Genomic DNA, 22,940 nt, shown 5'->3' with positions numbered 1-22,940 from the left:
GGGGCTCCCCCTTCGCACGGTCAGGTCAGAGGTTGATCATGTGGCCGACGATGCCCTCGACGGACTCCTTGACCGCCTCGGACAGGGTCGGGTGGGCGAAGACGTTGCGGGCGACCTCGTCGGCACGCAGGTCCCACTTCTGGGCGAGCGTGAGCACCGGGAGCAGCTCGGTGACGTCCGGGCCGATCATGTGCGCGCCGAGGATCTCGTTGGTCTTCGCGTCGGCGACGACCTTGACGAAGCCGACCGCGTCGCCCAGGCCCATCGCCTTGCCGTTGGCGCTGAAGGGGAACTTCGCCGACTTCGTCTCGAAGCCCTTCTCCTTGGCCTGCGCCTCGGAGTAGCCGAAGGAGCCGATCTGCGGGTGGCAGTACGTCGCGCGCGGGATGAAGTCGTACTCGACCGGCATCGTCTCGGCACCGGCGATGGTCTCGGCCGCGACGACGCCCTGGGCCTCGGCGACGTGGGCGAGCATGAGCTTGGCCGTGCAGTCGCCGATGGCGTAGACGCCGTCGACGTTGGTGCGCATGTAGTCGTCGATGGCGACGGCGCCGCGGTCGGTGAGCTTGACCCCGATCGCCTCGAGGCCGTAGCCCTCGGTGCGCGGGGCGAAGCCGATGGCCGACATGAGGCGGTCGGCCTCGAGGACCTGCTGGTCGCCCCCCTTCGCCGGGGTGACGGTGACCTTGACGCCGGAGCCGGTGTCCTCGACGGACTCGACCTTCGTGCCGAGCATGACCTTGACGCCGAGCTTCTTGTAGTGCTTGAAGAGCTCCTTGGAGACCTCCTCGTCCTCGGTCGGGACCATGCGGTCGAGGAACTCGACGATCGTCACGTCGACGCCGAAGTTCTTCATGACGTAGGCGAACTCGACGCCGATGGCGCCCGAGCCGGCGATGATGATCGAGCCGGGCAGCTCGGGGTCGAGGATCTGCTCCTCGTAGGTGACGACGTTCTCGCTCACCTCGACGCCGGGCAGCATCCGGGTGACGGCGCCGGCGGCGATGATGAGGTTGTCGAAGGTGATGCTGCGGGTGTCGCCGCCCTCGAGCGCGACGTCCATCGAGGTGGGCGAGGTCAGGGTGCCCCAGCCGTCGATCTCCTCGATCTTGTTCTTCTTCATGAGGAAGTGGACGCCCTTGACGATCCCGTCGCTCACCTGGCGCGAGCGCTTGTGGGTCGGGCCGAAGGACATCGTGGCGTCGCCCTCGATGCCGAACTTCGCCTTGTCGTGGGCGAGGGTGTGCGCCAGCTCGGCGTTCTTGATGAGCGCCTTGGAGGGGATGCACCCGACGTTGAGGCAGACACCGCCCCAGTACTTCTTCTCGACGACGGCGACCTTCTTCCCCAGCTGCGAGGCGCGGATCGCCGCGACGTAACCACCAGGACCAGCACCGAGCACGACCACATCGAAGTCAGACATGATCGAAGACTATCTGGCGCGCCGTGGTGCGGATCACGCCCTCCCGCACTAACGTGCGTGCGTCATCGGCGACGGGTCGGTGGCACGTCCGCCGGGAGGCACCCATGAGCACGTCGCTCGACCCCGAGGTCCGCGAGCTGCGGACCGACCCAGACCGGCCACCGGTCGCGGTGGAGCAGCGCCACCGCGTGACGACCCGCGAGAAGGCGGTCTTCGGCGTCATCGCCGTGCTCGGCGCGATCGGGTGGGTCATGCTCGCGATCGTGCGCGGCGAGCAGGTCAACACCGTGTGGTTCGTCGTCGCGGCCGTCGCGACCTACCTCATCGCCTTCCGCTTCTACGCCCGGCTCATCGAGTACAAGGTGCTCCAGCCGCGTGACACCCGCGCCACCCCGGCCGAGGAGCTCGAGAACGGCAAGGACTTCATGCCGACCGACCGGCGGGTGCTCTACGGGCACCACTTCGCCGCGGTCGCCGGTGCCGGTCCGCTCGTCGGCCCGGTCCTCGCCGCCCAGATGGGCTACCTGCCCGGCACGCTGTGGATCATCATCGGCGTCGTCTTCGCCGGCGCCGTCCAGGACTACATGGTCCTGCACCTGTCGATCCGCCGCCGTGGGCGCAGCCTGGGCCAGATGGCGCGCGACGAGCTCGGCGTCGTCGGCGGCGTCGCCGCGATCCTCGGCGTGCTGTCGATCATGCTCATCCTCATCGCGGTGCTCGGCATCGTCGTCATCGGCGCCCTCGCCGGCAGCCCGTGGGGCGTCTTCTCCATCGCGATGACGATCCCCATCGCCCTCTTCATGGGCGTCTACCTGCGCTACCTGCGCCCCGGCGCGGTCAACGAGGTCTCCGTCATCGGCGTCGTGCTCCTCGTCCTCGCCATCGTCGCCGGCGGCTGGGTCGCCGAGCACCCGACGCTGTCGGACACCTTCACCCTCGAACCGATCACCCTCGCCTGGCTGCTCATCGCGTACGGCTTCGCCGCCTCGGTCCTCCCGGTCTGGCTGCTCCTCGCACCGCGCGACTACCTGTCGACCTTCATGAAGATCGGGACGATCGTCCTGCTCGCCGTCGGCATCCTCATCGCCCGGCCGGTCGCGCAGATGCCGGCGGTCACCGAGTTCGCGAGCACGGGCACCGGTCCCGCCTTCGCCGGCTCGCTCTTCCCCTTCCTCTTCATCACCATCGCGTGCGGCGCGCTCTCGGGCTTCCACGCCCTCGTCTCATCGGGCACGACGCCCAAGCTCATCGAGAAGGAGAGCCAGGCCCGTCTCATCGGCTACGGCGGCATGCTCACCGAGTCCTTCGTCGCGATCATGGCGCTCGTCGCCGCGGTGAGCATCGACCAGCACATCTACTTCGCGATGAACGCCCCGGTCGCCCTCACCGGCGGCGAGCCCGGCTCGGCCGCCGACTACGTCAACGGCCTCGGCCTGCTCAGCCCCGGCGGCACCCCCATCCCGCCGATCGACCCGAGCGTGCTGCAGAACGCGGCCGACGGGGTGGGCGAGGAGACGATCATCTCGCGCACCGGCGGTGCGCCGACCCTCGCCTTCGGCATGTCCGAGGTGATGTCGGCCTTCGGCGGCGACTCGATGAAGTCCTTCTGGTACCACTTCGCGGTGATGTTCGAGGCGCTCTTCATCCTCACGACCGTCGACGCCGGCACCCGCGTCGCGCGCTTCATGTTCTCCGACTCCATCGGCAACGTCCCCGGCATGTCCCGCTTCAAGGACCCGAGCTGGCGCGTCGGGGCGTGGATCTGCTCCCTCATCGTCGTCGCGGGCTGGGGCTCGATCCTCGTCATGGGTGTCCTCGACCCGCTCGGCGGGATCTACACGCTCTTCCCGCTCTTCGGCATCGCCAACCAGCTGCTCGCCGCCATCGCGCTCACCGTCGTCACGGCGGTGCTCGTCAAGCAGGGCAAGGTCCGCTGGGCCTGGGTGCCGGGCATCCCGCTCGTGTGGGACCTCGTCGTCACGATGTCGGCGTCGTACCAGAAGATCTTCAGCGACAACCCGAAGATCGGCTACTTCGCTCAGCGCGACGCCTTCGTCACCGCGCGTGACGCGGGCGAGGTCCTCGCCCCGGCCAAGAGCGCGGCCGACATGGACAAGATCATCTTCAACTCCCTCGTCCAGGGCACGCTCTCGATCGTCTTCGCCGTGCTCGTCATCATCGTCGTCGCCGCCGCGGCCGTCGTCGTCGTCAAGGCCCTGCGGGCCGGCGGGCTGCCGACGACCGAGGACGAGGACGTCCCGTCGCGGATCTTCGCCCCGGCCGGCTTCGTCCCGACGCCGGCGGAGAAGCGGGTCCTCGAGCAGTGGCAGGAGGCCGGGCTCGACCCGTCGCCCGCCGCCAGCCGGGGGCACCACTGATGGCCGCCGCCCCCGCGGAGCAGGGCCGGCTGCGCTCGGTCCTGTCCGGGGTGGGCTGGTTCGTCGGCGGCGTCACCGGCGGCAGCGCCTACGAGCGCTACGTCGAGCACCTGCGGCGCACGCACCCCGAGCGCCCCGTGCCGAGCAAGCGCGACTTCTGGCGTGAGAAGTACGACGAGCAGGAGCGCAACCCCTCCACCCGCTGCTGCTGAGCGGCACCGCTGATCCCCCTTCGTCCCCCGGGCGAAGGGGGATCAGCGCGTCGTGCGGGCGAGCGAGGAGTGGATCTCGCGGGCGATGCCCGCGGCCGTGCCACCGCCGGTGCCGCCCTGGCCGACGACGACGGCGACGGCGTAGCGGGGACGGTCGGCCGGGGCGTAGCTGACGAACCACGCGGTGTCCTCCTCGCCGAAGACCTCCGCGGTGCCCGTCTTGCCCGCCACCGGCCAGGCGTCGAGGTCGAAGCCGCGGAAGGCCCCGGCACCGGTGCCCTCGGTGACGACCCCCTCGAGCGCGGAGCGCAGGTAGCGCCCCATCCTCGGGTCGAGGTCGACGGTGCGCGCCGGCACGAGCGGGCGGGCCGTCCGCTCGCCCTGCGCGGTGCGCGTGGCCGAGACGAGCCGCGGGGTGCGCACGTCGCCGCCGGTCGCGATCGCGGCGTAGACCTGGGCCATCTGCAGGGGGGTGACGAGCGTGTCGCCCTGCCCGATGGAGAGGTTGACCTCGTCGCCGGGGCGGAACTGGTAGCCGTTCGCGCAGCTCTCGCGGGCGAGCGCCCTCAGGTAGGCCGCGCGGGTGGCGTCGGCGACGTCGGGGTAGCCGTCACGGGCGCGGCGGCAGGACTCGTCCTTCGTCGCCTCCCAGTACTCGCGCTTCCAGGTCCGGCCCGGCAGACGCCCGGCACTCTCGACGGGCAGGTCGACCCCGGTGCGCTCGCCGAGCCCGAGGTCGCGGGCCGTCGTGAGGATCGCGTCGTCGGCGTCGCGGCCGGACAGCCCGCCAGCGCGCTCCCAGACCCGCTCGGCGTTCGTGTAGAAGACGGTGTCGCACGAGACGACGAGCGCGCGGTGCCAGCTGATCCGGCCGTACGCCCGTGACTCGAAGTTGCGGAAGGTGCGGTCGCCGATGCGCACGCTCGACGCGCAGTCGACCTGCTCGTCGAGCTCGTCGGGGGCGACGACGGCGGGCATCGTCACGACCTTGAAGGTCGAGGCCGGCGGGTAGGCCCCGCCCGTCACCCGGTCGGTGAGCGGTGTCGACCCGGGCCGACCGGTGAGGCGCTCGTACTCGGCGCTGCTGATGCCCCCCGTCCACACGGACGGGTCGTACGTCGGCACGCTCGCCGAGGCCACCACTCCCCCGTCGCGCACGTCGACGACGACGGCGGCCGCCTCGTCGGCCGGGAGCCCTCGGGCCTGCGCGTCGCGCACGCCCTCGGCGAGGGCCTCCTGCGTCGCGCGCTGGACGCGGGCGTCGATCGTCGTGACGACGTCGTCACCCGGCACGGGGTCGCTGCCGGGCTCGGTGCCGGTGGCGATGCCGCGTGCGTCGACGCGCACCTCTGCCAAGCCGGGCTCGCCGCGCAGCACGTCGTCGTACTGCTGCTCCAGGCCGGCGCGCCCGACGAGGTCGCCGTCGTGGATGCGCCCCGCCGAGGCCTCGACGGTCGCGGCGTCGGCGGGCGTGAGGTAGCCGAGGACCTGGGGGGCGAGCGGCACCTCATGGTCGCGCCGCACCGCGGTCGTCACGACCTCGGCCGCGGGGTAGCGGTCGCCGCGCTCGCCCAGGCGCAGGGCGAGACGGGAGGACACCCCTTCGGCCACCGTGACGGGCACGTAGGCAGACCCGGGCCAGCAGCGCGGCGCGGGCGCGGCGTCGGGGGCGCCGCACAGGGTGAGCCGGTCGCGCAGCGACTCCGGCGTCACCCCGAGGTCACGGGCGAGGGCGCGAAGGGAGGAGCGGCCCGCGTCGTCCTCGTCGGCGAGGACCGCGCGGTCGAGGGTGACGTCGAGACGGACCGCGTCGTCGGCCAGCGGCACGCCGCGGCGGTCGAGGATGCGCCCGCGGGGAGCCGGGGTGAGGACGACCTGGGTGCTCGTGCTCGGACCGCCGTCGCCCGCGGCGACCGGGGCGGGGTCGAGCTGGAGCTGGCCGAGACGTCCGACGAGACCGGCGAGGAGCACCGCGATGACGGCGAGCACGGCGACGAGCCGGGCGTGGAGGTTGGGGCGTCGCGCCCCGACCCGCCTCGACGCGCGCCGGCGCAGCGGACGCCGACCCACCGGCGGCCGCCTCACCGCAGGTCGCCTCACCGGGGGCGGCGGCCGGCGACCCGGCGGTCGAGGGCGAGCAGGACGGGCGTGAGGAGCACGGCGAGGACGACCGTGCCGACGAGCTGACCGAGCAGCGCGAGCCAGGCGACGGGCGCACCGGTCGTCAGCGCGCGCACGACCGGGACGGCCGTGACGACCACCCAGCATGCGGCGGCCACCGCACCGGGCCACCACAGCGGCCACCCCGACACCCGTCGGGCGGCGCCCGCGACGGCCCCGACGACGGCGTGGGTGGCCGCGGCCAGCCCGAGGATCTCGCCACCGGGCGGCACGAGGTCGCTCATCCAGCCGCCGACGAGACCGGCGAGGATCCCGTCAGCAGGGCCCGAGGCCATGCCGATCGCGACGACGACGAGCAGGACGAGGGTGGGGGGAACGGGCACGCCGCGCGCCGCGAGGACGGCCGAGCCGACGGCCGCGAGGGCGAGGGCGGGCACCCGCCACAGCCACACCGAGCGCGTCATCGCGTCGTCCCCGTGACGACGCCGACGACGTCGAGGGCGGGCAGGTCGGCGACGGGGCGGACCGTCGCGACGGCGGTGAGCCCGGTGGCGTCCTGGGGCGCCCGGACGACCTCGCCGACGGGCAGGCCCGGTGGGTAGGGCCGGCCGTCCTGGCTGCCGAGGGTGCGGACCTGCTGACCGGGCTCGAGCCGCCCCTCCTGCACGGCGCGGACGGCGAGCTCGCCGGGACGCTCGTCGAGGGTCGGCTCGCTCCCGGAGAGCTCGGCGAGCACGCCCGGTGCTGTGCCGACACGGACCCCGACGCTCGTGCCCGAGGCACCGAGCAGCTCGACATCGCTCGTCCACCGCGAGACGGAGACGACCCGCCCGACGAGCCCGTCGGGGCTGACGACCGCCCGGTCGGTGCTCACGCCGTCGCGCGAGCCGACGTCGAGGGTGACGCGCACGGCGCCCCGGGCGTCCCGGGCGCCGACGGCGACGACCCGCGCCGGCACGACGTCGACCCGGTGGTCCTGCGCGAGGTCGCGCAGCTCGCTCTCCTGCTCGCCCGCGGAGCGCTCGTCCTCGAGCTCGGCGACACGCAGGCGCAGCCGGGTCAGCTCGGCGTCACGGGGGTCGCCCGCGTCGGTGCTCGTCGCCCGCAGCATCGGGCCGAAGACGCTCGCCCCGACCGAGCGGACAGGGCCGGTCGGCCCCCCGGCCACGTCGAGGAGCAGCAGGAGCACGGTGAGCGTGACGAGCACGGCCAGACCCCGGCGCACGACGTCAGAACCTCCGGCCGTCGACGAGGACCGGCTCGAGCGTGGCGAAGTCGTCGACGCACCGGCCCGCGCCGCGCACGACGGCGCGCAGCGGCTCGTCGGCGACGCGCGTGGGCACCCCGAGCTCGTGCTCGAGCCGGGCGTCGAGCCCGCGCAGGAGGGCGCCGCCGCCGGTGAGCACGACACCTCGTGAGAGCACGTCGCCGACGAGCTCGGGCGGGCTGGCGTCGAGGAGCGAGCGCACGAGGTCGACGACGGCCCGTACAGGGGCGTCGAGGGCGCGGCGGACCTCCGACGAGCCGATCTCGACCGTGCGGGGCAGCCCGGTGACGAGGTCACGGCCGCGGACCCGGGTGCGCCGCTCCTGGCCGAGGGGGAAGGCGGAGCCCGCCTCGATCTTGATGTGCTCGGCGGAGCGCTCGCCGAGCAGCAGCGAGTAGTGCTGCTCGACGTGCGCGGCGATCGCCTCGTCCATGCGCTCGCCGCCGACGCGCACGGAGCGCGAGGCGACGACGCCCCCGAGGGCGAGGATGGCCGCGTCGGTCGACCCGCCGCCGATGTCGACGACGGTCGAGGCGTCACTCCCCGTGAGGGGCAGGCCCGCGCCGATGGCCGCCACCACGGGCTCCTCGACGACGTAGACGCGGCGGGCGCCGACCCGCAGCGCGACGTCCTCGACGGCCCGGCGCTCCAGCGGCGAGACGGTGCTCGGCACGCAGACGACGACGCGGGGTCGCAGCACCGAGGAGACGCCGACAGTGTCGGCGAAGACGCGCAGCATGCGCTCGGCGACGTCGGGGTCGTGGATGACCCCGCCGCGCAGCGGTCGCACCGAGCGCATCGAGCCCGGGGTGCGCCCGAGCATCTCCTTGGCCGCGCGGCCGGCCGCGAGGACCTCGTCGGAGTCGGCCGCGAGGGCGACGACGCTCGGCTCGTCGAGCACGACGCCGCGTCCCTGCTGGTGGATCAGGGTGCTGGCGGTGCCGAGGTCGAGGGCGAGGTCACGGCCGGGGAGCCACCGACGGGACGGCACGAGCGCTGCGGACGAGGTCGCGTCAGGACGCGAGCTGGGGGAACCAGATCGCGATCTCGCGCGCCGCCGACTCCGGGGAGTCCGAGCCGTGGACGATGTTCTGCTGGACCTTCAGGCCCCAGTCGCGCCCGAGGTCGCCGCGGATGGTGCCGGGGGCAGCCTCGGTCGGGTTCGTCGCGCCGGCGAGCGAGCGGAAGCCGCGGATGCAGTCCTCGCCCTCGACGACGACCGCGGTGAGCGGGCCGGAGGACATGAAGTCGACGAGCGGCTGGTAGAAGGGCTTGCCCTCGTGCTCGGCGTAGTGCGCGGCCAGCTGCTCCTGGGTCGCGGAGGTGACGTCGAGGGCGACGAGGGTGTACCCCTTCGCCTCGATGCGGCGCAGGACCTCACCGGTGAGGCCGCGGCGGTAGCCGTCGGGCTTGACGAGGATCAGGGAGCGTTCGGTGGTCACGGGCGCCACCCTATCGGCGTGCGCCGTGGGCGCCGCTCAGGCCCCGCCGGCGGCGCGGGCGCGCTCGGCGTCCTCGGCGTCGACGCGGCGCCCCACCCGCAGGCAGAGCAGCCACAGCGCGCCGAAGATGAGCCCGACGACGAACATCGAGGTCACGAGGAAGCCGCAGAGCACCGTGGCCAGCTGGACGGCCCAGCCGATGGCGACCCCGCCCGGCCGGCGCACGAGACCGGCGGCGACGGCGCAGGCGACCGCGAGGACGCACATGACGACGAAGGGGGTGGCCGAGCTGTCGTTGCCGGCGAAGCCCCGCGCGACGAGGGCCCCGAGGAAGATGACCACCGACTGCCCGCCGAGCACGGTGGCGAGCATGCGCCACGTGAAGCGGCCCGACGCGATCGCGCCGGGCCGCCGGGGTCCGTCGATGGTGCTCATGACGGACCAGGGTATGCGAGGTGGGTCAGTGCATCGCCACGTGCACCGGCTCGGCGTCCTCGTCCCCGTCGAGCAGGTGGCTCTCCTCGCGCTTGCGCGGAAGGAAGAGCGCGACGACGAGGGTGAGCGCGCACAGCCCGCCCGAGACCCAGTACGTGCTCGCGAAGGCGCCGGCGAGGTCGGAGCGGACCGCCGCCATGAGGACCTCCTGGGCGCGCGCCGGGTCGGCGACCTGACCGATGACCCGCGCGACCTCGGGGAAGCGCTCGAGGAGCTGCTGGACCTGGTTCGGGTCGGTGGCCCCTTTCGCCGCGTCGCCGTACTTCTGCGCCTGGTCGACGAGCGGACGGGACTCGATGGAGTTCGTCAGCAGCACCGAGATGATCGCGACGCCGAAGGAGCTGGCGACCTGCTGGGTGATGTTGAGCAGCGTCGAGCCGCGCGACCTGGTGGGCGGTGAGCGTCTTCAGCGCCGAGGTCATGAGCGGCATCATCGTCCCGCCCATGCCCAGACCCATGACGAAGAGCACCGGGATGATGTAGCCCCAGTAGGAGGTCTCGGCGTCGATCTGGGTGAGCGCGAACATGCCTCCGGTGATGAGGGCGATGCCGAAGGGGACGATACGCCCGACCGGCATCTTGTCCACGAGCGCGCCCGCGATCGGCATGGTGATGAGCGCGCCGATGCCCTGCGGCGCGAGGAGCAGGCCCGCGGTGAAGGTGTCCTCGCCGCGCACCTGCTGGAAGTACGTCGGCACGAGGAGCAGCCCGCCGAAGAAGGCCGCCGCGAAGAGGAACATCGTCAGCGCCGCGACCGTGAAGTTGCGGTTGGTGAAGAGGCTGAGGTCGAGCAGCGGGTGCTCGGGCTTGAAGGACCACCAGGCGAAGGCCGCCATGAGGACGATGCCGACGAGCGCCGGCGCGAGGACCTTCGTCGCGAGGATGGTGCCGGTGTCGGGGATCGAGCTCACGCCGTAGAGGAAGAGCGCGAGACCGGGCGACATGAGGAGCAGGCCGACGACGTCGAGCGACTCGCTCGGGACGGCGGAGTCCTTGGGCAGGACGACCCAGGCGTAGACGAGGGCCGCGGCACCGATGGGGAGGTTGATGAGGAAGATCCACGTCCAGCTCGGGCGCCCGAGCCAGTGGGCGTTGTCGATGAGCCAGCCGCCGAGGATCGGGCCGCCGATCGGGCCGAGGAGCATCGGGACGCCGAGGATGGCCATGAGCCGGCCCATCCGCTGCGGGCCCGCGGCGCGGGTCATGATCGTCATGCCGAGCGGCATGAGCATGCCGCCGCCGAGCCCCTGCAGGACCCGGAAGCCGATGAGCGCCTCGATGCTCGGGGCGAAGGCGCACAGCGTCGACCCGATGGCGAAGAGCGCGACCGCCGTGAGGTAGAGGCGCTTGGTGCCGAAGCGGTCGGCCGCCCAGCCGGTGAGCGGGATGACCGTCGCGAGGGCGAGGGTGTAGCCGGTGACGGTCCACGCGACGGTGGAGTACTGGAGCGGGTCCGGGCCGGTGGCCAGGTCGGTCTGGAAGTGCGGGAGGGCGACGTTGACGACCGTGATGTCGAGGATCGACATGATGGCGCCGAGCACGACGACGCCGGCGACCTTGAGGACGGCCGCGTCGATCTTCTCCGGGTACGCCTGCGTCCCGGCAGGAGCGGTTGAGGACATGCGGTGATGACTCTCTCGTGGCAGAGGGGCCGGTCCGAGGATGCCCGGACGGCGCGAAGGGGGCCGACCTCGCGTGTGCGGAGGTCAGGGCCGACGAAGGTGCACAGACTGCACCGGTGCGACCAGGCTACTGCGGGGTCTGGTCGGACGTCCAAACCCTTCGCACCCCGTCGTATTCCCGCCGGGGCGGGGAGGTCAGTCCTCGTCGCCGTCGCCGAAGACGTCGTCGAGGATGTCTGCGGCGTCGCCGTCGTCCTGCACCGGGGCCGGGGCACCCCGGTCGAGGGTGCGGGCGGGCTCCCCTTCGCCGCCGTGGCCGAGGAGCAGGCGCACCTCGGCAGCGGTGATGACCGAGCCGGTGGCGAGGACGCCGCCGCCCACTCCCCCGTCGTCGGCGAGCTCCGCGGCGCGGTCGAGCGCGTCCGGCAGCTCGGGGACGACGGTCACGCGGTGCTCGCCGAAGACCTCCTCGGCCGCGGCCCCCAGCGCGCGCGGTGACATCGCCCGCGGCGAGGTAGTGCGGGTGACGACGACGTGGTCGAGGACCGGCTCGAGGATCTCGAGGATCTCGGTGGCCTCCTTGTCGGCGAGGATGCCGATGACGCCGACGAGTCGCGTAAAGGTGAAGGAGTCGGCGAGCGCGGCCGCGAGGGCCCGGGCCCCGTGCGGGTTGTGCGCGGCGTCGACGATGACGGTGGGGCTGCGGCGCACGATCTCGAGACGACCGGGCGAGGTGACCTGCTCGAGCGCGGGGCGCAGGACGTCCTGCGACAGACGCTGCTCTCCCCCGCCGACGAAGGCCTCGACGGCGGAGACCGCGAGCACGGTGTTGTGGGCCTGGTGCTCGCCGTGCAGCCCGAGGAGCAGGTCCTCGTGCTCGCCGGCGAGCGAGGTGAAGGAGATCTGCTGGCCGCCGACGGCGACGTCGCGGGCGGTGATGCCGAGCTCGCGGCCGGAGAAGACGATGCGCGCGCCGACCTCCTCGGCCCGCTCGCGCAGGATCTCGGCGACGTCCTCCTCCTGCTCGGCGGAGACGACGATGGCGTCGGCCTTGATGATCCCGGACTTCTCGCCGGCGATGTCGAGCACGGAGTCGCCGAGGAAGTGCTGGTGGTCGAGGTCGACGGGGGTGATGACGGCGACGGGGGCGTCGATGACGTTCGTCGCGTCCCACGCCCCGCCCATGCCGACCTCGACGACGGCGACGTCGACCGGGGCAGCGGCGAAGGCCGCGTACGCGACGGCCACGACGACCTCGAAGTAGGTCATCCGCGGGCCGCCCTCGGCGACCGACTTCGTGTCGACGGCCTCGACGAAGGGCAGGACGTCGGCGTACGCGTCGAGGAAGTCCTCTCGGCTGATCGGCTCGCCGCCGATGCTGATCCGCTCGCGGATGTCGTGCAGGTGGGGGCTGGTGAAGCGCCCGGTCTTCAGGCCCATCTCGCGCAGGACCGCCTCGATGATGCGCGCGGTGCTCGTCTTGCCGTTCGTGCCGGTGACGTGGATCGCGGGGAAGGTGCGCTGCGGCTCCCCGAGCAGGTCCATGACGGCCTGGATCCGGTCGAGGCTGGGCTGGAGGTCGTGCTCGGGCGTGCGGGCGAGGATTGCCTCCTCGACCAGACGCATCTGCTTGCGGATCTCGAGCTGCTGGGCGGCCGCCTTCTGCGCGGCCTGCGGGTCACCACTGGGCATGCCCGCCATCCTCCCACCGCCGCGACCCCCCTTCGCGCCACCTCCCCCCCTGTGCGCTGAGCACCGCTCGTGGTCCGCGAGACCCGCTCGTCGCGGCCCGGCGAGGAGCGGTGCTCACGGACGAGGAGCGGTGCTCGGCGAAGGGGTGGGCGAGGGCGAGGGGGTCAGACGGCGAGGTAGGCCGCGAGGGCCGGGACGCCGACGAGGACACCTGCGGGCAGGAGCCACCACGCGACGACACGGGGGATCACCGACTGCGGCATGACGGTGACGAGCGGAGGGGCGGCGCGGTGGGTCGTCCACGTGACGACCCACAGGTGCAGCGGCACGAGGACGGCGACGAGGGCCGTCGTCACGCCGGGGTCGCCGAGCGCCGTCGCCGCGGCGACGGCGACCAGGCCCCCGACGAGCGCAGCCACCCCGGGCAGGACGAGATGGCCGAGCGTCTCGCGCCGTGGTCCCCACCCGAGCACGGGCACGAGGGGCGCGGACTGCCCGCGCAGCCCCGTCGCCCACGCGACGACGCCCTGGTAGAGCACGAGCGATGCGAGCACCCCGAGGACGGCCGAGCGGGGCGTGAGCAGACCGACCCCCAGCCCCCCGAGGGCGAGGAGCAGGGCCGCGCGGGCCAGCCCCGGGCCGCGCCGCACGGCGAGGAGGTCTCGGCGCAGCAGCATCGCCCGACCAGGGCGCAGCCGGCCGAGGTGGCGCGGCGGCCGCCCGCCGAGCTCGCGCACGAGCGCCGTGCGCTGCCCGGACAGGAAGGACCCGTAGACGCCCTCGCCCCGGTCGCGCTGACGACCGAGCCCCTGCTCGGTGAGCCGCCGCAGCGCGTCGGCGGGACGAAGGGGGTGCCCCCCGCCGTCGGCGGCGACCTGCCCGGCCAGCCAGGCACGGGCGACGACGGCCCCGAGGAGCACCGAGGCGGCGGTGACGCCGAGCGCGCCGAGCGGCCCGACGACGGCGGCCGACCACAGCGCGAGGGCGAGCAGCAGCCCGAGCGCCGCAGCAGCGGCGAGCACCGCACCGCCGAGCAGCAGCCACCAGCGTCGCAGCGAGACCGCCCGGTCGGCCGGACCGGCGACGACGTGGCGCACCCACAGCATCGGGGGCGCGACGGGACCGCGCACCCGGCCCACCCGGTTCGCGACGACGGGCGCGGCGACGACGGCGAGGACGAGAGCCCCCGCCCCGACGGGGTCGGTGAGCACGTCGACGAGCCCGGAGCGGCCGAGCGCGGCGAAGACGACGTGCCCGTAGGGGAAGAGGTAGACGGCGCCGAGGAGGACGACGACGTAGACGACGTAGGCGACCGAGCCGACGCTCGTCAGCTGCGCGCCGCGACGCACGACGGCGAGCGCGTCCGACACGAGACGTCGCGAGTTCCCCGCCGACTCGCGGCCGGGCCCGTCGTCGGGCGGCGCGGGGGCCGCCACCGGCTCGCTCACGCCTCGGCCGGGCGCAGGACGAGCTCGTCGTCGGCGACGGTCTCGGCGAGGAGCGGGTCGTGCGTCGCGAGGAGCATCGTCGTGCCGGACCGGACCCGCTCGCGGAGCAGCGCGGCGACGACGCGGCGCCGGTCCTCGTCGAGGCGCTGCTCGGGCTCGTCGAGGACGAGCAGGTCGGCGGGGCGGAAGAGCACCAGTGCGATGTCGGCGAGCTGGCGCTGCCCCGAGGACAGCTCGGTGACGAAGCGGTCGGCGAGCCCGCCGATCGTCAGCCCGTCGAGCACCTCGTCGACCCGCTGCTCGACGGTGGCCGGGTCCCCGCCCCACGACGCGTCGACGAGCAGGAGGTGCTCGTAGACGGTGAGGTCCGGGTAGATCGCGCTGGGCCCGAGCAGCCCGCCGAGACGGCGGCGCAGCCCGGACGACCGGGCGTCGACCCGCGTGCCCGCGACGCGCACCTCGCCGGTGCTGGGGGCCTGCGCCCCGGCGACGACCCGCAGCAGGGTCGTCTTGCCGGTGCCGTTGTCGCCCCGCACGGCGAGGCAGCGACCGGGCTCGACCGTCGCGCTCACGGGGGCGAGCAGCGGGCGCGGCCCGATGCTCACGCCGACGTCCTCGATCTCGACCCGCGCCGGAGCATCCATGGGCGGCAGGCTACCCAGGGGGCGGCTCACCCCTTCGCTCCCGTTGACATGTGACCTTTTGGTCACCTAATCTCGACGCATGGCCGATGACGACCTCGTCTTCCGAGCACTGGCGGATCCCACCCGCCGGTTGCTCCTCGACGCGCTGCACGAGCGCGGCGGGCAGACGCAGTCCGAGCTGGAGCAGGTCGTGCAGGGCCAGGTGGAGATGACGAGGTTCGGGGTGGCCAAGCACCTGCGGCTGCTCGAGGAGGCGGGCCTCGTCGTCACGCGCAAGGAGGGACGGAGCAAGCACCACTTCCTCAACGCCGTCCCGATCCAGACGATCCACGAGCGCTGGATCGGCAAGTACACGGCGGCGCGGGCCTCCGCGCTGCTCGACCTCAAGAGAGCCCTGGAGGACCGACCATGAGCCAGACCCAGATGTACCGCATCTTCATCGACGCCACCCCGGAGCGGGTATGGCAGGCGATCACCACCCCCGAGATGAGCCGCATGTACGGCTACACGGGCGACGTCTCCTACGACCTGCGGCCCGGCGGCGACTTCCGCCACCACGCGAGCGAGCAGATGCTCGAGATGGGCATGCCGGAGGTCGTCGTCACCGGCGAGGTCCTCGAGAGCGACCCGCCGCGCCGGCTCGTGCAGACCTGGGCGCCGGTGTGGATCCCCGAGGAGCCCGCGGGCACGCTCACCTGGGACATCGAGGTCACCGCCGACGGCGCGACCCGCCTCACCCTCACCCACGACGTCACCGACCGGCCGCAGACCGCCGAGCAGGTGGCCGGCAACCCCGACCCGTCCGGTCTGGGCGGCGGCGGCTGGCCGTGGGTGCTCTCGGGCATCAAGACCGTCCTCGAGCGGGGCGAGCCGATGGAGCGCGGCGTCTGGGAGCGCCAGGCCTCCGCCTCCTGACCCGCCCCTCCGCTCCCCGGCCCCCGCCCTCCCCCTTCGCCGAGGTATGGCAATCGGTCGTGACGTGGCCCACCACCCCGACCGATCGCCATACCTCGGCGAGGGGCGAAGGGGGGGTCAGCCGGTGAACTCGCGGGCCGGCAGACCTCGGACCCCAGGCGAGACCCGGAAGAGCGAGCCGGCGAGCGGGTCGTCGCCCTCCTCGAGCCCCTCGCGCGAGGTCGTGACGTACAGCTCGTCGAGAGCGGGCCCGCCGAAGGTGCACGCCGTCACCTGCCGCGCCTCGACCTCGACGACCTCGTCGAGCCGGCCCGCCCGGTCGTAGCGGTGCACGACGCCCTGGTCGAAGATCGCGGTCCACACCCCGCCCTCGGCGTCGACGGTCAGGCCGTCGGGGTGCCCGCCGTCGGCGACCTCCACGAAGGGGCGCCGCCCGGTCAGCCCGCTCTCACGGTCGTAGTCGAAGACGTCGACCCGTCCGGTCTGCGTGTCGTTGTAGTAGGCCAGCGCGCCGTCGGGGCTCCACTCGAGCCCGTTGGAGATCGTCACGCCCGTCAGCTGCACGCTCGTCGACCCGTCGGGGTCGAGGCGGTAGAGGCTCGCGGCCCCCTCGCTCTGGTCGTAGGCCATCGAGCCGCACCAGAAGCGGCCGTCGGGGTCGCAGCCCCCTTCGTTCATCCGCACCGGTCCGGACCACAGGTCGCGAAGGGGGGTCACCGTCCCGTCCGCGTCCTCGAGGGCGAAGCCGCGCTCGAGCGCGAGGACGGCGCCGCCGCGGGTGCGCGGGCGCAGGGCCGCGACGACGGTGCCGACATGGCGACGGGCGACCGAGCCGTCGGGCGCCAGGCTGAGCACGTCGCCGGCGACCATGTCGACCCAGCGCAGGCCGCCCCACCGGGGCGACCACACCGGGCCTTCTGCGTGATGGGCGACGGGGTCGGTGATCTGCTCGGCCTGCATGCCCGCCATCCTGCCGTCAGGCGGAGCCGAGGTCGCGCTGCGGGGCCTCGGCGAGATCGGCGAGCCGGCGCAGCGCCAGCGTGCTGCGCACGACGACCGCGCCCTGCCGGGCCAGGCGCGGCACGACCCGACCCGGCCCGTCGACGACGTCCTGGCGGATCGTCACCGTGCACGACGGCCCGTCGTCCGGCTCGACCTCGACCCTGACGCGGGTCGGCCCGGCGGCTCCCTGCGCGCCGAGGACGAGGTGGCGTCCGTCCTCGCTCTCGTGCACCCGGGCGCCGGGGAGCCACTGCTGGAGACGGGCGGGGTCGGCGAGGACCTCCCACACCCGGTCGGCCGGCGCGGCGACGGTGCGCCGGACCGGCAGGGAGCCGGGCGGGTCGTCCGCCTCGGGCGGGACGTCGCGCGGCTCGAGCACGTTGCCCGCCGTCGGCTCGACGCCCCGGCCGGCCTGCTGGGCCACGCGTGAGGCGAGGGGCCCGACGGCCGCGTCGTAGAGCCACGGCAGGAGCCGCGAGCCCAGGACGATGACGTGGTTGGTCCAGGTGAGGTCGACCTCGCGCCTGGGTCGTTCGAGGCAGGCCATCACCGCGTCGGCGGCCTTGTCCGGACCGGCGACCGGCTCGGGCGGGCGGCCGTGGCGGCCCGAGAAGGTGCCCGAGCTGCGGTAGATCGGGGTGTCGACCCCGCCGGGCGAGACGAGCGAGATCTCGACGTCCGGGTCGCCCCGGTGCTCGACCTGCAGGGTGCGCACGAGCCCGTGCAGACCCCACTTCGCCGTGACGTAGGACGACATCTCGGGCACGACGACCTTGCCGAGGACGGACCCGACGACGACGAAGCGACCGCCGCCGCTGCTGCGGAAGATCCGCAGCGCCTCGCGGAAGACGCGCGACGTCCCGAGCAGCGTCGTGTCGATCGCGGCCTCGAAGACCTCCGCAGGCACGTCCTCGAAGCGCCCGTAGCTGAGCACCCCGGCGCTGTGCACGACGGCGTCGAGGCGGCCCAGGCTCGCCGCGGTCTCGAAGGCCGACCGCACCGCCTCGGCGTCGCGGACGTCGGCGGGCACGACCATGGCGGAGCCGCCGACCCGCTCGCACGCGGCCCGGGCCCGCTCGAGCGCGGGCACGCCGCGGCCGACGAGGACGACGACGTGGCCCTGGGCCGCGAGCCGCTCGGCGACGGACAGGCCGATGCCGCTGCCCGCGCCGGTGACGAGAGCCACCCGGGCGGTCACGACCGGCCCCCCGTCGTGAGCACGCGGGACCAGGCGGTGCGCACCACCGCCCGGTGCACGGCCCCGAGCCGCCCGTGGGCGGACAGCGCAGCACGAGCGGCGTTCGAGCCGCACGTCCCGTGCACCCCGCCGCCGGGGTGGGCAGACGCGCTCGCGAGGTAGAGACCGGGGACCGGGGTCTCCGAGCGACCCAGGCCCGGGGTGGGGCGCATGAAGAGCTGCTGGTGCAGCGCCGAGGTGCCGCCGTTGACCGAGCCCCCGACGAGGTTGGGGTCCCAGTGCTCGAGGTCGCTCGGCGACTGGACGTGCTCGCCGACGACGTGACCGGCGAAGCCCGGGGCGACCTGCTCGACCGCCTGGCGCATGCGCTCGACGTGCTCGTCGACCACCGCGGGGTCGTGCGTGCCGACGGGCAGGTGGGTGTAGGCCCAGGCCGACTCAGTGCCCTCGGGCGAGCGGGTGGGGTCGGCGGTCGTCATCTGCCCGAAGAGCAGGAAGGGGCGGCGCGGGACCCGGTGGAGGGCGAGGTCCTTCGAGACCTCGAGCAGGCCGTCCTCGTCGACGCCGAGGTGCACCGTGCCGGCGCCGGCGAGACCCGGGGCGGCCCACGGCACCGGCGCGTCGAGCGCCCAGTTGACCTTGAGCGTGCCGGCGTCGAGCTCGAAGCGCTCGAGGTCGGCGAGGAGCCGGTCGGGCACGACGTCCGGGTCGAGCATCTCGCGGTAGAGGTGGGGCGCCCCGACGTCGGCGAGCACGGCGCGACGCGCCCGCACCGTGCTGCCATCACGCAGCCGCACGCCGCTCGCCCGGCCGTGCTCGACGAGCACGGTGTCGACGGTGCTGCCGGTGCGGATCTCGACGCCGCGCGCCGTCGCCCGGCGGGCCATCGACAGCGCGAGCTCGCCCGCGCCGCCTCGCGGCACCGGGAAGCCGACGTCCTGGCCGAGCATCGCGAGCAGCCACCCGAAGAAGCCGCTGCCCGCGCCGTCGGGCGGCAGGTCGCTGTGCATCGCGTTGCCGGTGAGCAGCACGCGGCCGCCCTCGCCGACGAAGGACTCCTCGCCGAGCCGGCGCACCGGCACGGTGGCCAGACGGGCCAGCTCGATCAGACCTGCGGCCCGCTGCTGACGCGCGAGGCGCAGGCCCGCCCGCACGGGCGGGAAGGGGGTGAAGAGCGCGTCGAGCAGGGGGTCGCGCACGGAGCGCCAGTGCTCGACCATCCGCAGCCACGCGGCGCCGTCGCCCGGCGCATCGGCCTCGAGACCGGCGGCGGTCGCCTCGGCGTCGCGCTCGATGACGGCGGACCGGCCGTCGGGCAGGGCGTGGCCGACAACGGACGGCGCGTCCACCCACTCGAGGCCGTGCTCCTCGAGGTGCAGCCCGGAGATGACCGGGCTCGCCGCGGCGAGCGGGTAGAAGGCGCTGAAGAGGTCCGAGACGAAGCCCGGCGCGGCCACCTCGGCGCTGCGCACCGCTCCCCCGACCTCGTCGGCGCCCTCGAGGAGGACGACGTCCCAGCCGGCGTCGGCGAGGAGGTTGGCGGCGACGAGCCCGTTGGGCCCACCGCCGACGACGACGGCGTCGGCCACGGCTGAGGTCATCGCTGCGCTTCTGTCATGCGGCGACGCTAACAACGCACCTGCTCCCCGGGGCCGTGAGCGCCTCCCCCCGAAGGGAGGCAGTCAGGCCCCGGGGGCGGCTGCTAGAGGCGCGTCACCTTGATGCGCACCGTCTCGCCCTCGGACAGGGTCGTCTCGACGACGCCCTCGCCGACGGGCAGCGCCTCGAGCTGGGGAGCGGCGCCGAACTGGGCGGCGAGCGTCTCCTCGACGACGAGGCCCTGGTGGGCCAGGGTCGCCTCCCACAGCCGCTGGCTGCCGGTGACGGTGAGGCTGATCCGGTCCGAGACCTCGAGCCCGGCGCGCTTGCGCGCGTCCTGGACGGCGCGCACGACGTCGCGGGCCAGGCCCTCGGCGGCGAGCTCCTCGGTGACCTCGGTGTCGAGGACGACGAAGCCGCCCCCGGGCAGCATCGCCGTCGCGCGGCTGCTCGAGCCGTCGTCGGCGACGACCGACTCGAGGGTGTACTCCCCCTCGACGAGCGCGAGCCCGCCGGAGGTGACGGTGCCGTCCTCGGCCACCGACCAGTCGCCCGTCTTGCTGCCCTTGATCGCGTGCTGCACCTCGCGACCCAGGCGCGGCCCGGCGGCGCGCGCGTTGACCGTGAGGCGCTGGGTCACCCCGAAGCCGTCGGCCGCGGGGTCATCGAGGTCGAGCAGGCTGACCTGGCGCACGTTGACCTCGTCGGCGACGATCGCGCCGAAGGGGGCGAGCGCGGCCGCGCCCGGGACGACGACCGTGAGGTCGCGCAGGGGCAGACGGGTGCGCAGCTTGTTGGACTTGCGCAGCGAGGACGCGGTCGAGCAGACCTGGCGAGCCGTGTCCATGGCGACGACGAGCGCGTGGTCCTCGGGCAGGTCCGCGGCGTCCGGGTAGTCGGCGAGGTGCACCGAGCGCCCGCCGGTCAGGCCCCGCCAGATCTCCTCGGTCGTCAGCGGCAGCAGCGGCGCCGCGACCCGGCACAGGACCTCGAGCGTCGTGTGCAGCGTGTCGAAGGCGGCCTGCGCGTCGCTCGTGTCCTCGCCCGTCGCCCAGAAGCGCTCGCGCGAGCGCCGGATGTACCAGTTGGTCAGCACGTCGGTGAAGCCGCGCACGGCGTCGCACGACCCGGCGATGTCGTAGGCGTCCATCCGCTCGCGGACGTCGACGACGAGCTCGCGCAGCTTCGCCAGCAGGTAGCGGTCGAGCGGGTCGGTCGAGGCCGTGGACCAGCGCGCCTCGTACCCACCGGGCATGGCGTTGGCGTAGAGGCTGAAGAAGTACCAGCTGCTCCAGAGCGGCAGGAGGACCTGGCGGACCCCTTCGCGGATGCCCTCCTCGGTGACGACGAGGTTGCCGCCGCGCAGGATCGGGCTGCTCATGAGGAACCAGCGCATCGCGTCGGCGCCGTCGCGGTCGAAGACCTCGCGGACGTCGGGGTAGTTGCGCAGCGACTTGCTCATCTTCGCGCCGTCGTTGCCGAGGACGATGCCGTGGCTGATGCAGCTCGAGAAGGCCGGCCGGTCGAAGAGCGCGGTCGCGAGGACGTGCAGGGTGTAGAACCAGCCGCGCGTCTGCCCGATGTACTCGACGATGAAGTCGCCCGGGAAGTGCTCCTCGAACCACTCGCGCTGCTCGAAGGGGTAGTGCACCTGCGCGTAGCTCATCGACCCGGAGTCGAACCACACGTCGAGGACGTCCTCGACGCGGCGCATCGTCGAGCGGCCCGTCGGGTCGTCGGGGTTGGGCCGGGTGAGGTCGTCGACCCACGGGCGGTGCAGGTCGGGCTCACCGGCCTCGTTGCGCGGCAGCCGGCCGAAGTCGCGCGCGATCTCCTCGAAGGAGCCGTAGACGTCCAGGCGCGGGTAGGCCGGGTCGTCGGACTTCCACACCGGCACCGGGGAGCCCCAGAAGCGGTTGCGGGTGATCGACCAGTCGCGGGCGTTCTCGAGCCACTTGCCGAACTGCCCGTGCTTGACGTGCTCGGGCGTCCAGGTGATCTGCTCGTTGTTGGCGAGCATCCGCTCCTTGATCGCCGTGACCTCGACGAACCACGACTCGACGCCCTTGTAGATGAGCGGCTGGCGGCAGCGCCAGCAGTGCGGGTAGGAGTGCTCGTAGGTCTCGCGGCGCAGCAGCACCGTGCCGGGGGTGACCCCGCCGCTCGCCTCGCCGCGCGTCGTCGCGCGCAGGGCGTCGATGATCGGGCCGTTGGCGTCGAAGACCTGCAGGCCCTCGTAGTCGGCGACCGGCGCGGTGAAGCGCCCGTCCTTGGCGACCGGCATGACGGCGGCGATGCCCTCGCGGTCAGTGACCTCCTTGTCGACCTCGCCGAAGGCGCCGGCGGTGTGCACCAGGCCCGAGCCGTCGGTCGTCGTCACGGCGTCGTCGGCGGCGACGACGCGGAAGGCCCGCTCGTGCCCGAGGTAGTAGGCGAAGGGGGGCGTGTACGTCCGCCCGAGCAGCTCGGCCCCGGTGTACCGACCGAGGACGGTCGGCTCCTCGCCGAGCTCGCGGGCGTAGTGGCCCAGGCGCGCCTCGGCGAGGACGAACTTGCCGGTCTCGTCGGTCCCGGGCACCGGGGCCTCGACGACGACGTAGTCGATGGTCGAGCCGACCATGACCGCGAGGTGGCTCGGCAGGGTCCAGGGGGTCGTCGTCCACACGAGCAGCCGGGCGCCGTCGAGCACCGGGTCCTCGCCCGTGGGGTCCATCGTCAGGCCGACGGTGACGGCGGGGTCCTGACGCTGCTGGTAGACGTCGTCGTCCATCCGCAGCTCGTGGTTCGACAGCGGGGTCTCGTCCTGCCAGCAGTAGGGCAGCACGCGGAAGCCCTCGTAGACCAGGCCCTTGTCGTGCAGGCTCTTGAAGGCCCACATGACCGACTCCATGAAGTCGGGGTTCATCGTCTTGTAGTCGTCGTCGAAGTCGACCCACCGCGCCTGACGGGTGACGTAGTCGCGCCACTCCCCCGTGTAGCGCATGACCGACTCGCGGCATGCGTCGTTGAAGCGCTCGATGCCGAGCTCGCGGATCTCGTCGGTCGTCTTCAGGCCGAGCTGACGCATCGCCTCGAGCTCGGCGGGCAGCCCGTGGGTGTCCCAGCCGAAACGCCGCTCGACCCGCTTGCCGAGCATCGTCTGGTAGCGCGGGACGACGTCCTTGACGTAGCCGGTGAGCAGGTGGCCGTAGTGCGGCAGGCCGTTGGCGAAGGGGGGCCCGTCGTAGAAGACGAACTCGTCGGCGCGCGTCGTGGAGGCGCGCTGCTCGACGGAGGCGCGGAAGGTGTCGTCGCCCTCCCAGTACGCGAGCACGCCCTCCTCGATCGCGGGGAAGGAGGGGCTCGCGGGCACGCCGAGGGCGGCGCCGGGGTGGGTGGAGGCCTTGGGGTAGGTCATCGGCTGTGGCTCCAGCGGGTCGTCGCGGTCGTCGTCGACGAGGACGACGTCGCCGCGACCTCCCGGTCTCGGCGGCACCGCGGTA

The 22,940-nt window shown here is 73.5% G+C and carries 19 protein-coding genes; 4 read left to right on the top strand and 15 right to left on the bottom strand.

What is annotated here, in order from left to right; translation table 11 throughout:
* Positions 1–25 precede the first annotated feature (25 nt).
* Positions 26–1,423 carry a dihydrolipoyl dehydrogenase gene (gene lpdA / locus L6241_RS09170; RefSeq protein ID WP_368245869.1) on the bottom strand — a complete coding sequence of 466 codons (1,398 nt, stop codon included), beginning with the start codon at positions 1,421–1,423 and terminating at the stop codon, positions 26–28.
* Positions 1,424–1,527: 104 nt separating this feature from the next.
* On the opposite strand from lpdA, the gene L6241_RS09165 reads away from it, so the two are divergent.
* Together L6241_RS09165 and L6241_RS09160 are read left to right on the top strand one after the other, a co-directional pair.
* Positions 1,528–3,801 carry a carbon starvation CstA family protein gene (locus L6241_RS09165; RefSeq protein WP_368245868.1) on the top strand — a complete coding sequence of 758 codons (2,274 nt, stop codon included), beginning with the start codon at positions 1,528–1,530 and terminating at the stop codon, positions 3,799–3,801.
* On the top strand, positions 3,801–4,013 hold the full coding sequence (locus L6241_RS09160; protein ID WP_068273871.1) for a YbdD/YjiX family protein: 213 nt from the start codon (positions 3,801–3,803) through the stop codon (positions 4,011–4,013). The genes L6241_RS09165 and L6241_RS09160 overlap by 1 nt, the downstream gene beginning before the upstream one ends.
* 42 nt (positions 4,014–4,055) lie before the next feature.
* Here the strand turns inward: L6241_RS09160 and L6241_RS09155 are convergent, their stop codons facing one another.
* From L6241_RS09155 to L6241_RS09110, 10 genes are all read right to left on the bottom strand, one after another.
* On the bottom strand, positions 4,056–6,083 hold the full coding sequence (locus L6241_RS09155) for a peptidoglycan D,D-transpeptidase FtsI family protein (RefSeq protein ID WP_368245866.1): 2,028 nt from the start codon (positions 6,081–6,083) through the stop codon (positions 4,056–4,058).
* 26 nt (positions 6,084–6,109) lie between these two features.
* Complete coding sequence (locus tag L6241_RS09150) at positions 6,110–6,598, bottom strand: rod shape-determining protein MreD (RefSeq protein ID WP_123090924.1); 489 nt, start codon at positions 6,596–6,598, stop codon at positions 6,110–6,112.
* A complete protein-coding gene (gene mreC, locus L6241_RS09145) occupies positions 6,595–7,341 on the bottom strand; it encodes a rod shape-determining protein MreC (protein WP_368245865.1) in 747 nt (248 codons plus the stop codon). The genes L6241_RS09150 and mreC overlap by 4 nt, the downstream gene beginning before the upstream one ends.
* Positions 7,342–7,363: 22 nt before the next feature.
* Positions 7,364–8,392: a rod shape-determining protein gene (locus L6241_RS09140; RefSeq protein ID WP_251718439.1), complete on the bottom strand. Its 1,029-nt coding sequence runs from the start codon at positions 8,390–8,392 to the stop codon at positions 7,364–7,366.
* Positions 8,393–8,414: 22 nt separating this feature from the next.
* Entirely contained in the window at positions 8,415–8,843 is a 429-nt protein-coding gene (gene ndk / locus L6241_RS09135; RefSeq protein WP_123090927.1) for a nucleoside-diphosphate kinase, read from the bottom strand.
* Between the two features lie 36 nt (positions 8,844–8,879).
* Positions 8,880–9,278 (bottom strand): DUF4233 domain-containing protein, encoded by a 399-nt coding sequence (locus L6241_RS09130; RefSeq protein ID WP_083968604.1) that lies wholly within the window; start codon positions 9,276–9,278, stop codon positions 8,880–8,882.
* On the bottom strand, positions 9,275–10,960 hold the full coding sequence (locus tag L6241_RS09125; protein WP_368245863.1) for a DHA2 family efflux MFS transporter permease subunit: 1,686 nt from the start codon (positions 10,958–10,960) through the stop codon (positions 9,275–9,277). The genes L6241_RS09130 and L6241_RS09125 overlap by 4 nt, the downstream gene beginning before the upstream one ends.
* A 195-nt stretch (positions 10,961–11,155) precedes the next feature.
* Positions 11,156–12,652 (bottom strand): folylpolyglutamate synthase/dihydrofolate synthase family protein, encoded by a 1,497-nt coding sequence (locus tag L6241_RS09120; protein WP_191563269.1) that lies wholly within the window; start codon positions 12,650–12,652, stop codon positions 11,156–11,158.
* 164 nt (positions 12,653–12,816) lie between these two features.
* A complete protein-coding gene (locus L6241_RS09115; protein ID WP_368245862.1) occupies positions 12,817–14,100 on the bottom strand; it encodes a hypothetical protein in 1,284 nt (427 codons plus the stop codon).
* Entirely contained in the window at positions 14,097–14,744 is a 648-nt protein-coding gene (locus tag L6241_RS09110; protein WP_368245861.1) for an ATP-binding cassette domain-containing protein, read from the bottom strand. The genes L6241_RS09115 and L6241_RS09110 overlap by 4 nt, the downstream gene beginning before the upstream one ends.
* Positions 14,745–14,823: 79 nt before the next feature.
* Between L6241_RS09110 and L6241_RS09105 the strand changes: the two genes are divergently transcribed.
* Both L6241_RS09105 and L6241_RS09100 read left to right on the top strand, forming a co-directional pair.
* Positions 14,824–15,156 (top strand): helix-turn-helix domain-containing protein, encoded by a 333-nt coding sequence (locus L6241_RS09105; RefSeq protein WP_191682219.1) that lies wholly within the window; start codon positions 14,824–14,826, stop codon positions 15,154–15,156.
* On the top strand, positions 15,153–15,659 hold the full coding sequence (locus L6241_RS09100; RefSeq protein ID WP_068273853.1) for an SRPBCC domain-containing protein: 507 nt from the start codon (positions 15,153–15,155) through the stop codon (positions 15,657–15,659). The genes L6241_RS09105 and L6241_RS09100 overlap by 4 nt, the downstream gene beginning before the upstream one ends.
* 117 nt (positions 15,660–15,776) lie before the next feature.
* Here the strand turns inward: L6241_RS09100 and L6241_RS09095 are convergent, their stop codons facing one another.
* The 4 genes from L6241_RS09095 to ileS form a co-directional block, all read right to left on the bottom strand.
* The gene (locus L6241_RS09095; protein WP_368245860.1) at positions 15,777–16,619 is read right to left on the bottom strand and encodes an SMP-30/gluconolactonase/LRE family protein; all 843 of its coding nucleotides are present in this window, start codon (positions 16,617–16,619) and stop codon (positions 15,777–15,779) included.
* A gap of 16 nt (positions 16,620–16,635) precedes the next feature.
* Positions 16,636–17,859: an SDR family NAD(P)-dependent oxidoreductase gene (locus L6241_RS09090; RefSeq protein ID WP_368245859.1), complete on the bottom strand. Its 1,224-nt coding sequence runs from the start codon at positions 17,857–17,859 to the stop codon at positions 16,636–16,638.
* Positions 17,856–19,460, bottom strand: coding sequence for a phytoene desaturase family protein (locus tag L6241_RS09085; RefSeq protein WP_368245858.1), 1,605 nt, complete (start codon positions 19,458–19,460; stop codon positions 17,856–17,858). Before L6241_RS09085 ends, L6241_RS09090 begins: the two co-directional genes overlap by 4 nt.
* Positions 19,461–19,561: 101 nt before the next feature.
* Positions 19,562–22,855: an isoleucine--tRNA ligase gene (gene ileS, locus L6241_RS09080; RefSeq protein WP_368246073.1), complete on the bottom strand. Its 3,294-nt coding sequence runs from the start codon at positions 22,853–22,855 to the stop codon at positions 19,562–19,564.
* Positions 22,856–22,940 lie beyond the last annotated feature (85 nt).

It is taken from the genome of Janibacter sp. Y6 (assembly GCF_040900765.1).
Lineage (GTDB): Bacteria > Actinomycetota > Actinomycetes > Actinomycetales > Dermatophilaceae > Marihabitans > Marihabitans melonis.
Note: the sequence above shows the minus strand (reverse complement) of the source record. Positions and strands in the feature narration are given on the sequence as shown.